The organism is Subtercola sp. PAMC28395 (genome assembly GCF_018889995.1).
GTDB lineage: Bacteria > Actinomycetota > Actinomycetes > Actinomycetales > Microbacteriaceae > Subtercola.
In genome coordinates, this window is the sequence record NZ_CP076547.1 from 696,912 (window position 1) to 709,897 (window position 12,986).

At 66.0% G+C, this 12,986-nt stretch carries 13 protein-coding genes; 5 read left to right on the forward strand and 8 right to left on the reverse strand.

What is annotated here, in order from left to right; all coding sequences use genetic code 11:
• Positions 1 to 34: 34 nt before the first annotated feature.
• Entirely contained in the window at positions 35 to 1,315 is a 1,281-nt protein-coding gene (locus KPL76_RS03350) for an ATP-binding protein (RefSeq protein WP_216335114.1), read from the forward strand.
• Positions 1,316 to 1,339: 24 nt separating this feature from the next.
• Here the strand turns inward: KPL76_RS03350 and KPL76_RS03355 are convergent, their stop codons facing one another.
• Together KPL76_RS03355 and KPL76_RS03360 are read right to left on the reverse strand one after the other, a co-directional pair.
• On the reverse strand, positions 1,340 to 1,846 hold the full coding sequence (locus KPL76_RS03355) for a GNAT family N-acetyltransferase (protein ID WP_253202144.1): 507 nt from the start codon (positions 1,844 to 1,846) through the stop codon (positions 1,340 to 1,342).
• A gap of 139 nt (positions 1,847 to 1,985) precedes the next feature.
• Positions 1,986 to 2,537: a hypothetical protein gene (locus KPL76_RS03360; RefSeq protein WP_216335116.1), complete on the reverse strand. Its 552-nt coding sequence runs from the start codon at positions 2,535 to 2,537 to the stop codon at positions 1,986 to 1,988.
• Between the two features lie 162 nt (positions 2,538 to 2,699).
• Between KPL76_RS03360 and KPL76_RS03365 the strand changes: the two genes are divergently transcribed.
• Positions 2,700 to 3,389: a DUF6611 family protein gene (locus tag KPL76_RS03365; RefSeq protein WP_216335117.1), complete on the forward strand. Its 690-nt coding sequence runs from the start codon at positions 2,700 to 2,702 to the stop codon at positions 3,387 to 3,389.
• Positions 3,390 to 3,402: 13 nt separating this feature from the next.
• Here the strand turns inward: KPL76_RS03365 and pcaC are convergent, their stop codons facing one another.
• From pcaC to KPL76_RS03395, 6 genes are all read right to left on the reverse strand, one after another.
• Complete coding sequence (pcaC, locus tag KPL76_RS14920; protein WP_216335118.1) at positions 3,403 to 4,599, reverse strand: 4-carboxymuconolactone decarboxylase; 1,197 nt, start codon at positions 4,597 to 4,599, stop codon at positions 3,403 to 3,405.
• Positions 4,596 to 6,017 (reverse strand): lyase family protein, encoded by a 1,422-nt coding sequence (locus KPL76_RS03375; RefSeq protein ID WP_216335119.1) that lies wholly within the window; start codon positions 6,015 to 6,017, stop codon positions 4,596 to 4,598. Before KPL76_RS03375 ends, pcaC begins: the two co-directional genes overlap by 4 nt.
• Complete coding sequence (gene pcaG / locus KPL76_RS03380; RefSeq protein WP_216335120.1) at positions 6,010 to 6,588, reverse strand: protocatechuate 3,4-dioxygenase subunit alpha; 579 nt, start codon at positions 6,586 to 6,588, stop codon at positions 6,010 to 6,012. Before pcaG ends, KPL76_RS03375 begins: the two co-directional genes overlap by 8 nt.
• The gene (gene pcaH / locus KPL76_RS03385) at positions 6,581 to 7,360 is read right to left on the reverse strand and encodes a protocatechuate 3,4-dioxygenase subunit beta (protein WP_216335121.1); all 780 of its coding nucleotides are present in this window, start codon (positions 7,358 to 7,360) and stop codon (positions 6,581 to 6,583) included. The genes pcaG and pcaH overlap by 8 nt, the downstream gene beginning before the upstream one ends.
• Positions 7,361 to 7,416: 56 nt before the next feature.
• Positions 7,417 to 8,601, reverse strand: a complete 1,185-nt coding sequence (locus KPL76_RS03390; RefSeq protein WP_216335122.1) for a 4-hydroxybenzoate 3-monooxygenase — start codon at positions 8,599 to 8,601, stop codon at positions 7,417 to 7,419.
• 124 nt (positions 8,602 to 8,725) lie between these two features.
• Complete coding sequence (locus KPL76_RS03395; protein WP_216335123.1) at positions 8,726 to 9,505, reverse strand: IclR family transcriptional regulator; 780 nt, start codon at positions 9,503 to 9,505, stop codon at positions 8,726 to 8,728.
• A 163-nt stretch (positions 9,506 to 9,668) separates the two neighbouring features.
• Here KPL76_RS03395 and KPL76_RS03400 point away from each other — a divergent pair, with 163 nt between their 5' ends.
• The 3 genes from KPL76_RS03400 (at position 9,669) to KPL76_RS03410 (ending at position 12,982) form a co-directional block, all read left to right on the forward strand.
• Complete coding sequence (locus tag KPL76_RS03400; protein WP_253202145.1) at positions 9,669 to 10,448, forward strand: IclR family transcriptional regulator; 780 nt, start codon at positions 9,669 to 9,671, stop codon at positions 10,446 to 10,448.
• A 144-nt stretch (positions 10,449 to 10,592) separates the two neighbouring features.
• Complete coding sequence (locus KPL76_RS03405) at positions 10,593 to 11,912, forward strand: cytochrome P450 (RefSeq protein WP_216335125.1); 1,320 nt, start codon at positions 10,593 to 10,595, stop codon at positions 11,910 to 11,912.
• Positions 11,909 to 12,982: a PEP/pyruvate-binding domain-containing protein gene (locus KPL76_RS03410; RefSeq protein ID WP_216335126.1), complete on the forward strand. Its 1,074-nt coding sequence runs from the start codon at positions 11,909 to 11,911 to the stop codon at positions 12,980 to 12,982. Before KPL76_RS03405 ends, KPL76_RS03410 begins: the two co-directional genes overlap by 4 nt.
• The last annotated feature ends 4 nt before the right edge of the window (positions 12,983 to 12,986 follow it).

A 12,986-nucleotide genomic window follows, 5' to 3' on the forward strand; every position in this document is an offset into this window, starting at 1 on the left:
ACACGTTCACCCCGGTTCTGGATAGCATGTGGCCATGGTCTCGTACCGAATTCGCGATTTTCACCCCGACGACGTCGACGGCATCCTCCACCTGTGGGAGGAGTTGCGGGCGTCACAGGTCGAACCCGTCTATGCGCTCTCCGAAGTACTCGCCTCCTGCCAGGAGGACAACGCTGTCGTCGCGGTGCACGACGACGTCGTGATCGGCGCTGCCGTCGGACGCGCAGCCCATGCCCAGGGCTGGATCGTGTTTCTCTCGACCACCGCGAGCTGGCAGGGCCAGGGCATCGGAAGTTCACTGCTCGCTGCCCTCGAGAAGCAGATGACGCCAAGAGGCCTCTCAAAACTGTCTGCACTCCTTCCGGACACGGCCACCAGGGTCGACGCCTTCGTCGACCAGGGTTTCGAGATCCAGAAGAACCTCCGCTACTTCGAACGCGAGATTCCCGTGCAGCGAAAAGAGCTCGGCACGCTCGCCGAACTCGGCGGCCGCATTCTGCCTCGGGGCCTCTGGGATGGCATCGGCGGCATGCAGCAGGAGAAGGAACTGCTCGAGCGCCGACTGGTGATGCCCTTGGCCAAGCCCGAGCTCGCCGAGCAGTTCGGAGTTGTGCCTCCGCGGGCCGTCGTGCTGTTCGGCCCTCCCGGCACCGGCAAGACCACGTTCGCGCGCGCGATCGCCTCGCGTCTGGAGTGGTCGTTCGTCGAAGTCTTTCCGTCGCGCCTCGCCTCCGACCCGAAAGGCCTGGCCGGTGCGCTCCGCGAGACGTTCCTCAAGATCGCCGAACTCGAGCATGCCGTGGTCTTCATCGACGAGGTCGAGGAGATCGCCGCCCAGCGTGGCGGCGAACCGCCGTCGGCACTGCAGGGCGTGACGAATGAACTGCTGAAGATCATCCCGGCCTTCAGGGACCAGCCCGATCGTCTTCTGGTGTGTGCGACGAACTTCATCAGGGCTCTCGACTCGGCCTTTCTGCGACATGGCCGCTTCGACTACGTGATTCCGATCGGGCTGCCCGACAGCGCCGCCCGGCACTCGATCTGGGAGCGGTACATTCCGGGCCAGGCAAGCGTCGACATCGCAGCCCTGGTGGCAGAGACCGACGGATTCTCGCCCGCCGACATCGAGTACTCGGCGCGCAAGGCCTCCCAGAGCGCCCTAGAGAAGGCGATCTACGAGGGTGGCCCGAATGCCACTGCCACCGGACCGGTCACGGCCGACTACCTCGAGGCGATCGGGGCGACGCGCGCCACAGTGTCCGCGGAGGTCGCCGCGGACTTCCTCGACGACATCGAGACCATCGCCCGGCTGTAGGAGCACCGATCGCTCACAGGCTGGTCAGCCCTGCCAGATGACCTCACCACCAGAGAGGAGATCTGTGCGATGCAGGCCGAGCCTCCGGGCGACAGCCATCGAAGCCCCGTGCTCCGGGTGGATCGACGCCGCAAATGACACAACGTCGCGCGAGGACAGCCACTGCCTGACGGCGAGCGCAGCCTCCGTGGCAAACCCGTTGCCCTGGTCTCGGGTGCCGACGAGCCACGCGAGTTCGGCGACCATCGCCCCCGCGTTGGGTGAAACCGTTGCCTGAACGAATCCCATTGCTCTCGCCGAACCAGGGTCGCGAATGACCCAGTTGAACCACAATTGTGAACCGTCCGCCGATCGCCCGGTGACCTGCCTGGCGTAGCGTTCCTGTAACTCGGCCAGCGATGGAGGGTTTTCCCCCGTGAACTCGTAGAGCGAGGTGCTCGAAAGCACAGCCTCCATCTCGACCGCGTGATCGATCGTCAGCGGCTCCAGTCTGAGCCGCTCAGAAACAATAGCGCTACGTTCCCACTCCACGTCTCGAGGATCGCACGAATGTGCTCTTCGCTCACCCGCTGCGGGCTTCATAACTCCGCGCGACGGATCTCAAGATTCGCCAGGCTAGCGTCGACATCGCGACACTGGCGACGGAGACCGAGGGATTCTCGCTCCCTCACTACCTCGAGACCATCGCCCGCCTTTCGAGGTAGGAGGCCCGGGGGCGGACGTTCCTCAGCGCGAGGTCGCCGCGACACGGCACCACGAGAAGGTCTCCGGGCACAAGATCCGCGGGCAGCCCCGAAGCCAGTATTTCGACCACTCCAGGCTCCTCGTCGGCCAACTCGCGGAGTACCAACGCCGCAGAAATACCGTGTGCGACGGATGCCCGGCCGATCAGCCGCGCCTCGGAGAGAATGGGCCGCACGTCGTCGAGCCGGGCATCCACTCGTACCCAGAGGGTGCCGGTTGGCGAAAGACTGATGGCCGTGACCGCCGTCACGATGGCGCTCGCACGATCTGTGACAGACGGACGACCGTGGGTCCCAGGGATGACGGCAGCCGCGGTGTGGATGCATGGCGTCTGGCAGATTTCGGCAAGGCGGAGCATCGACACGCCCGCGACCGAGACGTCTGTTGTTGTGGCCGTGGTGTGTTCCGGCCAGAGGTCGGTGCTGATCGGGTCCGGGATGCTGCGGCGAAGGCTCGGCATCATGTGCGTGAGGGTCATGGCTCTGTCTTACGCCGCCCGGCGAACCCGATCGGGAACCCTAACGAAAACTCAACGGGCACGATTCACGTGCTGCAGTGAGTCTGTGATGATGCGGCATTCTGGCATAAGGATTTCGTAGAGATCGGCACTCGGCGGCGTGCGGCGGCGTAGAACGGGAGCATGACAGATTTCAGCAGGCGCGGGCGTCGAACGAGTGCGCGCAGTGATGATCTCGGCCCTCTCCCGGCCGAACACACCGGAGTCGATCATCCCGGTGCCGATCGATTCCGTGAGGCAAACCCCCGTGCCCAATCTCATCAAACCGAACGTCGCACCAGCGTGGATGGGCACGCAGCAGATCTCGGAAACCTGGTCGGCCGCGGGTTGGTCGCAGTCTGCGAGGGGCCCAATCGCTGGGGACGGGTGGATGTCACACCGACGGGCAGAACCACGTGGAACCGCACGCGGCTGACGGTCTACCCTCCCGGCACGAATGCAGCCGAACGTCGTGCACTGCAACTGCACCGAAACTGGCCTGTCGCAGGAGCGGTGGTTGCACTCTTTGTCATGCTCGCCCTCAGTAGCTGGCCCCCGCTGGCCGCGGCAGCTGTCGCGGTTTCGGTCTACGGTGCCGGGCTCATGACCGCACAGGCCCTGACGCGACGCATCCGCCCGCAGGTCCGACGACTTGTGGTGGTCACTGTTCCGATCGGCGGGCGCATCGAGTCCCTGGGCGACATCGGATCGTTCACCGCAGCGATCGATCGGTTGCACGCTCTGGACGAACTTCGTCGTCGAGGCGCGATCACGCCCGCAGAGCACGAGGCCGGCTGGGCAGAAATCTACTCAGCTCTGCCACCCCGAGCGTGACTGGCGTGCGCGCTTACTCGTCGAGCGCGGCGAATACTTCGCGGGCCGCGGCCAGTGCGGAGTTCGCGGCGGGAACCCCGGCGTAGATTGCCGTGTGCAGCAATGCCTCGGCGATCTCTGCGCGGGTCAGTCCGTTCGTGAGCGCAGCCCGCACGTGCATCCGGAGCTCGCTCTCGTGACCGCCAGTGACGAGGCAGGCCAGGGTCAGAAAGCTGCGCGTGCGTCGGTCGAGGCCTGGGCGTGTCCAGATCTCCCCCCAGGCATAACGCGTGATGAAATCCTGGAAGTCGGCCGTCTCCGGCGTGATCTTCGCGTTAGCCGCATCGACATGGGCATCGCCGAGCACGGCACGCCTGACGACCATGCCGGCGTCATAGGTCTGCGCCGCAGTCGGTGAGGATGCCCGGCCGGCCGATTCCGAGCCCCACGGCCCAATGCCCTGCAAATGCGCGAGCACCTCGACAGCGAGCGTATGCGGGTACTCGAGCGTGGGCAGGTGCCCTGCGTTGCCGATGACGACGTACCGTGCGTTGATCGCCCCAGCCAGCTCCTCGAGCAGCTCTGGCGGCGTCGCCACATCGAATTCACCAGCGACGCACAGTGCGGGTGTCGTTATGCCAGCAAGCCGATCACGCACGTCGAACTGACCGAGGGCACCGCAGCACAGTGCATACGACTCGTCGTCGATGTCGAGAAGCTCGTTCAGGGCGCGGGCGGTGAACGAAGGATTGCGTTCGAGGGAGCCGGAGGCGAACCAGCGTTCGGCACTCGACGAGATGAGCGAGGCAGTGCCGCTGGCGCGTACCTGTATTGCCCGGGCATCCCATCCCTCTGCACTGCCGATCTTCGGCCCCGAGCAGATCACAGCAAGGCTTCGAAGTCGATCGGCGTGGTCGACCGCAAGTTGCAGTCCGACCGCGCCGCCCATCGAAACGCCGGCGTAGTGGAACGCCCCGCCGCCGACCGCGTCGACGAGCGCGAGCACACCTGTGGCCAATTCACTCATGGTGAAAGGCGACGTCGGGCGCGGGCTTGCTCCGTGACCGGGCAGGTCGAAGGTCAGCACGCGGTAGTTCTGGGTCAGTTCGGCAATCAGTGGCTGCCAGAGCGAGGTCGTTGTGCCGAGGGAGGGGCCGAGAACGAGCAGTTCGGCGTTGGGTGCACCGCTGGCGACGGGGTGGACGGTGCAGCGCAACAGGGGAACACTCATGGTGAGACCTTCGTTTGGGCGAGACGATGCTGATCGACGAGACTCCGGTGCCGCTCGAGTACGGCATCGATCGCTGGACCAGTCTGGCCCACTGGTGCTTCGGGGTTGAAAACGCGTTGCACGGTGTCGCGAACCTCGCGCCCATGCCCGGCCACCTCCAGCTGCTCGTCGAGAACGACGGCCAGCGGCGACGACGCTGAAACATGGCCGGAAGCCCCCTTCACCAGCGCGAACGCCGCCGTCTTGCCGAGCATTCCGGCCAACACGGCAGAAACCCGTTCGGAGTAGAGCAGCCCGTGGGTGATGTCGAGGTTCTCGCGCATTCGGCCGCCATCGACGCGCAGGTTCGCGAGAAGCCCCGACGCGGCGGCCGTGCTCGTGATCGCAAGCCGCTCGAGCTCGCGAAGAGTCTGCCATTCCGCGTGCCAGCCACCGATGGCGCGCTGGTCTTCGGCCAACAGGCTCGCGTAGAGGGTCGACAACAGCCCCGGCGCCTGCTTTCCGGCCGAGACGATGAGCACTGAGCTGACGGGGTTGCGCTTGTGCGGCATCGCCGACGAGCCGCCTTCACCTTCGGCCAGGCCTTCAGACAGTTCGCCGATCTCCGTGCGCGACAGTTCGGCGACGTTCAGGGCGATGGTGGCGACGACGCCCGTGGCCCCTGCGAGGGCCGACCCGAGTTCGGCGATCGGCAAGCGGTTACTGTGCCAGCTGATCACCGGGGCTACGAGCCCGAGTTCTGCAGCATAGGCCGAGACCACGCGTTCGACACTCGTCGATGCCGGATGCCCGGGCAGACGTGTCTCTGCGGCGTCGGTGAGCGCTCCGAGGGTACCGACGGCGCCGGCCAGCGAAGCGGGGAGCTTCTGCCGGGCATCCATTACGCTCAGGATGACCGTGCACACCGCGTCGAGCCAACCTGCGACGACGAAGCCGAACGTGGTGGGCGAGGCATGCTGGCCGAGGGTTCGGCCGGCCTGGGGTGTGGCCCGATGCGCTTCAGCGAGCACAGCGAGCGAACCCGCGAGCGCCACGAGCGACTCGAGTGTGGCCTCGAGTGTGGTGGCCGCGATGATCATGGTGGCGGTGTCGATGATGTCCTGGCTGGTGGCCCCGACGTGCACGTGGTCGGAGGAGCCGGCGTGGAGCGTCTCTGCGCGGGCCGCGAGCGCCTTGGCCAGGGGAATGACCGGGTTACCGCCCGATCGCCCGGCAGCGCCGAGGGCTTCGCGGTCGAGAGCCGCGGTGTCGGCCAGGGAGTCGGCGACGCCGAGCATCCATTCGGGCGCCAGCCCTGCGGTCACCAGGGCTCGACTGAGGGCGACCTCGGCGTCGACGAGGGCCTGGAGCCAGGCCTCGTCGCCGACGAGTGACTCTGCCATGCCATCGGCACCCAGGGGGTCAAGCAGATCAGGCATCGAAGTCCAGGAATACCGTCTCACCCTCGCCCTGCAGGCGAATGTCGAAGCGATACGAGCGGGGTCCGTCTGCAACGGCCACCAGGGTCGCCCGGCGGTCGGCCGGCACGCTTTTCAGCACGGCGTCGGTCTCGGCGAGCGCCTCGAGGGCCGACTCGTCGACGAAGTACGCGCGGGTGAAGAGGTGGTGGAGCAGCCCGCGGGCGAAGACCGTGACCAGCGCGTACGGTGCCTCACCCCCGACGGAACCCGGCGTCACTGTCGTGAAGGTGAAGTCCCCGGCGCGGGTGGTGGCGGCGCGGCCGAAGCCGGTGAAGGTGTAGCCGTCGGGCTCCTGGGCACCCAGTTCGCGGCTGATCTCGCCGTTCTCATCGGGCTGCCAGATCTCGACGAGGGCATCCTGCAAGCCCACACCTACGCCATCGATGACGCGGCCGTGAAGCCGGATCGCCGCCGGGTGAGCCGGATTGACGAGTTCGGGGCCACCTTCATAGGGCAGGGCGAAACCGTAGAACGGGCCCACGGTCTGCGACGGGGTCTGCACGAACTCCGCCTGCACGAATTCACTCATGGTCATCATCCTGCTCCATCCACGTTGATTTCGGGCCCGTCAGAACGATGTTCCAGCGATACCCGGTTGCCCACTCCGGCTTCGTGACGTCGTGGTCGTAACTCGAGATGAGGCGCTCACGGGCTGCCGGGTCGACGATCGACTGGTAGATCGGGTCGAGGGCGAACAGTGGGTCACCCGGAAAGTACATCTGCGTGATGAGTCGCTGGGTGAACGCCGTGCCGAAGAGCGAGAAGTGGATGTGCGCGGGCCGCCACGCGTTCAGGTGATTCTTCCAGGGATAGGGGCCCGGTTTGATCGTGGTGAACTGGTAGCTGCCGTCGTCACCAGTGACGACCCGGCCGACGCCGGTGAAGTTGGGGTCGAGTGGCGCCGGGTGCTGGTCGCGCTTGTGCACGTACCGGCCTGCAGAATTCGCCTGCCAGATCTCCATGAGCTGGTTGCGCACCGGCCGGCCTTCGCCGTCGAGAACCTTGCCGGTGACGATGATCCGTTCGCCGAGCGGCTCGCCGTTGTGCTGGATGGTGAGGTCGCTCTCATACCAGTCGACGTCGGTGTGCCCGAACGCCGGCGAGGTGCGCTCGATCGCTTCAGGGTCGGCCTTCACCAGCGCGTGGGTGGGGTGTCTCAGCACCGAGCTCCGGTACGGCGCATAGCCGCGACGCGGGTGGAGCTCTGGCTGCCCGCCGTCGTGGCGGGCAGCCAGAGCTTCGGAGCTGATCGCCGCCATCTCGGCATTGATTTCGTTCTGGCTGGCCAGTGTTTCCGACATCTGGGGGGCTGACTTTCTCTGGGTGATGCTTCGTCAAGTGTGGGTTCGTGGGCGCGTCAGTTGAGCGGCAGGCCGGTGTACTGCTCGGCCAGCGAGCGCTGGGCGTACACCGAGTGGGTGACGTAGTCGAGTCGGCCGAGCTGGCTGCGGTAGTCGAAGGCCGCCTCGTCACCGGCGCCGGGGCGAACGTGCAGGAGGTCGGTCATCCACTGGGAGAACTGCTGCACCTTCCACTGGCGCGCCAGTGCGGTGTCGCTGTACGAGCTCAGCAGCGCTGAGTCGTCGGCGTAATGGGCGACGAGAGCCGCACTCAGCTGCGTCACGTCGGAGATGGCCGAGTTGAGGCCCTTGGCGCCGGTCGGCGGAACGATGTGGCCGGAGTCGCCGACGAGGAACAGTGATCCGTGGTTGAGGGTCGACGCCACGAAGCTGCGCATCGGGGTGATCGACTTCTCTGTGACGGGACCCTCGTTCAGCGCCCAGCCGTCGATCGCGAGCCGGGTGTGCAGGGCATCCCAAATGCGCGAATCGGGCCAGTTCGAGATGTCATCACCCGGGTCGACCTGGATGTACAGGCGCGAGACCGAGTTCGAGCGCATCGAGTGCATGGCGAAACCGTCGGGGTGCAGGGCGTAGATGAGCTCGTCTGTCGACGGTGCCACGTCAGCGAGAATGCCGAGCCAGGCGAACGGATAGGTCTTGTCGAAGACCGTGAGGCGGTCTTTCGGAATCGCCGGGCGGGAGATGCCGTGGAACCCGTCTGCACCGACGATGAAGTCGGCCTCGACCGTGTAGTCCGAGCCGTCGTGCGTGAAAGTCAGTGACGGTGAACGCGTCTCGATGCCGTGCACCGCGACGTCACCTGCCTCGTAGAAGACGGCAGATCCGGCGGCATCGTGCGCGGCTTCGAGGTCGCGAACGACGGACTGTTGGCCGTACACCGTGACCGTGCGGCCGATCAGTTCGTTGAAGTCGATGTGGTGGCGGAGGCCAGGCGACTGCAGGTAGATGCCGTGGTGCACGAGCCCGTCAGCGTCGACGCCCTCGCTGACGCCAAGCTGCTGCAGGGTTTCGACGGCTCCCTGTTCGAGAACGCCGGCGCGCACCCGGCCGAGAATGTATTCGCGAGACTTGTTCTCGACGATGACGAAATCGATCCCGGCCTGCCGGAGCGACCAGCCCAGAAGGAGTCCGGCGGGGCCGGCACCGATGATGGCGACGCGGGTAGTGAGTGTGGGCACAGTGTTTCTTCCTGAGCGACGGTGGTGAGGATGATCGCCAGTATCGCCTGCGGCGGACCCCGTCCGAGCGCTCCTTCCGCTCAGCGGAAACTCTCGTCGCTTGGCCGATCGTGGTTCGAGGCTCTCATCCGGCGGTGGAGCGAAAGCCGAGGGCCCTGCTGATGCCCCGTGCCGCCACGCGCACGACGGCCTCGTTCGCGCGGGCCGCGGACTCCGACGTGCGGATCACAATGGAGACGGCCCCGACCACCGCCCCGCTGCGATCGCGGACGGGCGCTGCGGTCGACGATGATCCCGGCGTCATCTCCTCGCTCATCTGGGCGATGCCGCTCGCCCGGATCTCGGCGAGACGGCGCCGCAGAACGTCGGGCGAGGTCACCGTGCCGGGCAGAAAACCAGTGAGCGGGGCATCCAGGTAGTCGTTGATGAAGTCGGCCGAGGCGAATGCCAGCAGAACGAGCCCGACCCCTGTCGAATGCAGGGGCAGCCGAGCGCCCACCCTCGAGATGATCGGTACGGCACCGTGGCCGGTGAGTTTCTCGAGGTAGAGAGCATCGCGTCCGTCGAAAATCGCGAGGTGCACGTGCTCGTGGGTCGCCTCGAAGAGGTCTTCGAGGTAGGGCAGCGCCGCAGAGCGGAGGTTCTTTGCCGACGGCGCCTGCACCCCGAGTTCCCAGAGGCGAAGGCCCAGGTTGTAGCGCCCATCGTCGGTGCGCGTGAGGCCACCCCACGAGACCCACTCGCCGACGAGGCGGTGCGCTGTCGAGAGTGGCAGGCCGGCCCGCTCGGCAATGGCCGTCAAGGTGAGCGATGCCGTCGTGGGCGCGACGGTGAAGGCATCGAGAATGGCGAAGAGTTTCGACGCCACCGTACGACCATCACTGTCTTGCTGCTGCGTCGCCACAGCCCCGATGTTAGCCGACGACCTCCGGGCCCTCACTGTTGAGGCGCAGCCACTGACCCTCGGCGCGCGCTCTCAGTGCAGGTGAGCATGATGCGCGAGCATACTGGGCACAGGCGCACGAGCGCTTCGACGACGAAGGGGCGATGACACAGTGTCAGGTCGAGTGGCGAGTCCAGGTGAGAGCGTCACCTCACGCGCGCTGCGTGTTCTGGCGGCCTTCGAGCACACCGGTACGCCCCTCTCCCTCGCCGACATCGTCGCCCAGACCGGTCTTCCGCGAAGCACAGCGCACCGGATGCTCGGCGAGCTCGAGCAGTGGGGCGCCGTTCAGCGTGACGCCCATGGTCGCTACCAGATCGGTCTTCGGTTGTGGGAGCTGGGGCAGCACGCCGGCGTCAAGCTGCGCGACGTTGCGCGGCCCTACCTGCAGGACCTGTTCGGGCTCACCCAGGACACCGTGCACATCGCCATCCGTGAGGGTGCAGAGGTGCTCTACATCGACCGCGTCTACGGCAGCCGCCGCGTGCCACAGGCCTCGCGGGTGGGCGGACGGCTTCCGGTGCACGCGACGGCGGTGGGCAAGGTGATCCTGGCGTTCGAAGAGGAGTGGGTTCGCGACGCCGTTCTCGACGGCCCTCTCGAACAGCGCACCTCCCGGACCGAGACGGACCCGGTGAAACTGAGGCGTGAACTCGAGGCCATCCGCCACCGCGGGTACGCACAGACCTCAGAAGAGGTGCGGGTCGGCTCCTGTTCTCTCGCCGTGCCCTTCTTCCAGAAGGACGGCCGCATCTTCGGCGGCCTCGGCGTGGTGCTCCCCATCGACCGCGCCAACGAACTCGAACGAAGCCTGCCGAGCCTCATCGGCACGGCACGGCGAATCGAGCTCGGCATCGCGAATCTGCCGGTCTCAGCTCTGCGCTCCAATGCCCGCTCGCACTGACAGCGTCGGTACGAAACCGTCAGTCGACCGTGAACAACCCAAGCCATTCCCATTCAGTGGGATTCACTGTTGTTCTCGCCCAGCGCACACCCGAAGCTTGACCCACCTCCCCAACGTCGGGGATTGCAGATGAAGGAGCACCGCATGACGGTCGACCTACCGACGCAGACTGCGCCACTTGCCACACCAGCATCGGCCGGGAAATGCCCTGTCGACCACGCGAATCTCGCGCCGTCGACGGCACAGCACCACGGCTATGACGCGTTCGCCATGACGAACCCCTTCCCCTCCTACTCTGAACTCCGCGAACAAGAACCCGTGATGTTCGACGAGAGCATCGGCTACTACATCGTGAGCCGCTACGACGACATCAAGGCCGTCTTCGACAACTGGCAGACCTTCAGCAGCGAGAACGCCCAAGCCCCGGTGCGCCCCCGCGGCCCCCAGGCCACGCAGATCATGAACGACGGCGGGTTCACCGCCTACTCCGGGCTGTCTGCGCGGGTTCCCCCGGAGCACACCCGCATGCGCACCATCGTGCAGAAGGCCTTCACCCCGCGCCGCTACAAAGTACTCGAGCCCGCCATCCGCGAGAACACCGCTCGCCTGCTGCAACGGATGCTCGACAACCCCCTGCGCGAGGGCGACTTTCTGCGTGACGTCGCCACCGACATCCCGACCGTCACCATCCTGACCCTGCTCGGCGTCGACCCGGAGATGGTGCCGACCTACAAGCGCTGGTCGGAGTCGCGAGCGGCGATGACCTGGGGCGACCTCACAGACGAGGAACAGATCCCTCACGCCCATAACCTCGTCGAGTACTGGACGGAATGCCAGCGCCTCGTCTCTGCCGCCCACGAGAACGGCGGAGACGACCTCGTGGCCGACCTGGTCGCCGCGCAGAATGCCGGGGCGGATATCTCCGACCACGAGATCGCCTCGGTCTGCTACAGCCTGCTCTTCGCAGGTCACGAGACCACCACCACACTCATCTCCAACACCATCCGCGTGCTGCTCAGTCACCCCGAAGAATGGCAGAAGGTCGTCGACGACCCAAGCCTCATCCCCGCGGCCATCGACGAGACCCTGCGGTTCAGCCCGTCGATCGTCGGCTGGCGGCGCAAGGCCCTGGCCGACACCGAGATCGGCGGTGTGCCGATACCGGCCGGCTCGAACATCCTGCTGCTCATGGGGTCGGCGAATCGCGATGCGGCCGTCTTCGACGAGCCTGAGGTCTTCGACATCACGAGGGTCAATGCTCGCAATCACCTCGCGTTCGGATTCGGGATCCACTACTGCCTCGGAAATCTCCTCGCGAAGCTGCAGGACAAGATCGTTGTCGAAGAGACGGTGAAGGCGATACCCAGCCTGCAGATCGTCAACCCCGAGCAGATCGTCTTCGGCGACAACCTGTCATTCCGGGCGCCCACATCGGTGCCTGTCACCTGGAAGGCCGCATCATGACGCACGAACCCTACATCCAGTTCTTCGATGACCCGACCCCTCCCCAGCACGACCTTCTCGGTGGCAAGTGCGCCTCCCTGGTGTCGCTGACCATGGCAGGGATGCCCGTTCCTCCCGGTTTCGCCGTCACCACTGCGGCATTCGACGCCTTCATTACCGAGGCGGGCATCGCCGACGACATCGAAGCGCTGCTCGTCGGGCTCGACGCCGATGACGTCGATGAGGTCGACCGGGTTTCGGCGATCATCCGTGACGACATCGTCTCCCGGAAGGTGCCCGAACCCCTCCGGCAGGAGACCATCGACGCCTACACGCGGCTGCAGAGCCGCTTCGACGACGAGGTCCCCGTTGCCGTGCGTTCGTCTGCCACCGCTGAAGACCTGCCCGACGCCAGCTTCGCTGGCCAGCAGGACACCTATCTCTGGCTCTGCGGCCTGCATGACGTGACCGAGCACATCCGGCTCTGCTGGGCCTCGCTGTTCACGTCGCGGGCCATCGTGTACCGGCTGAAGAACGGAATCCCGAACAAGGGCCTCTCGATGGCCGTTGCGGTGCAGAAGATGGTGAACGCCAAGACCGCGGGCGTCGCCATCACGATGGATCCGACGACGGGCGACCGGTCGAAGATCGTCATGGATGCCTCGTACGGCGTGGGTGAACTCGTGGTCTCCGGCCTCGTCACCCCCGACAACATCACCATCGACAAGGTCATGTTCAGCGTGGTGCGCCAGGTGATCGGCGACAAGCACGCGGAACTCGTGCCCGACCCGGCCAGCAGGAGCCTCGTCGAGCACGAGGTATCGGCCGAGCGACGCGCGGTGTGCTGCCTCAGTGACGCCGAGATGCTCGCGGTCGCCACCATCGCCAAGCGTGCCGAGAAGCACTTCAAGTCCCCGCAGGACATCGAGTGGGCCTTCGACCGTGACCTTCCGGCGGGCGAAAACCTCCTCCTTCTGCAGTCGCGCCCGGAGACGGTCTGGTCGTCGAAGCCGAAGACGCAGGTCACCTCGACCGGGTTCGGCATCGACAGCATCACCAAGGCACTGCTGGCCCAGGTCGTCAAGGCCTGAAACG

Bases quoted from the DNA above. Each gene is read 5' to 3' on its own strand.
- KPL76_RS03350 (WP_216335114.1), top strand. From the start codon at position 35: ATGGTCTCGTACCGAATTCGCGATTTTCACCCCGACGACGTCGACGGC.
- KPL76_RS03360 (WP_216335116.1), bottom strand. From the start codon at position 2,537: ATGACCCTCACGCACATGATGCCGAGCCTTCGCCGCAGCATCCCGGAC.
- KPL76_RS03365 (WP_216335117.1), top strand. From the start codon at position 2,700: ATGACAGATTTCAGCAGGCGCGGGCGTCGAACGAGTGCGCGCAGTGAT.
- pcaC (WP_216335118.1), bottom strand. From the start codon at position 4,599: ATGAGTGTTCCCCTGTTGCGCTGCACCGTCCACCCCGTCGCCAGCGGT.
- KPL76_RS03375 (WP_216335119.1), bottom strand. From the start codon at position 6,017: ATGCCTGATCTGCTTGACCCCCTGGGTGCCGATGGCATGGCAGAGTCA.
- pcaG (WP_216335120.1), bottom strand. From the start codon at position 6,588: ATGAGTGAATTCGTGCAGGCGGAGTTCGTGCAGACCCCGTCGCAGACC.
- pcaH (WP_216335121.1), bottom strand. From the start codon at position 7,360: ATGTCGGAAACACTGGCCAGCCAGAACGAAATCAATGCCGAGATGGCG.
- KPL76_RS03405 (WP_216335125.1), top strand. From the start codon at position 10,593: ATGACGGTCGACCTACCGACGCAGACTGCGCCACTTGCCACACCAGCA.
- KPL76_RS03410 (WP_216335126.1), top strand. From the start codon at position 11,909: ATGACGCACGAACCCTACATCCAGTTCTTCGATGACCCGACCCCTCCC.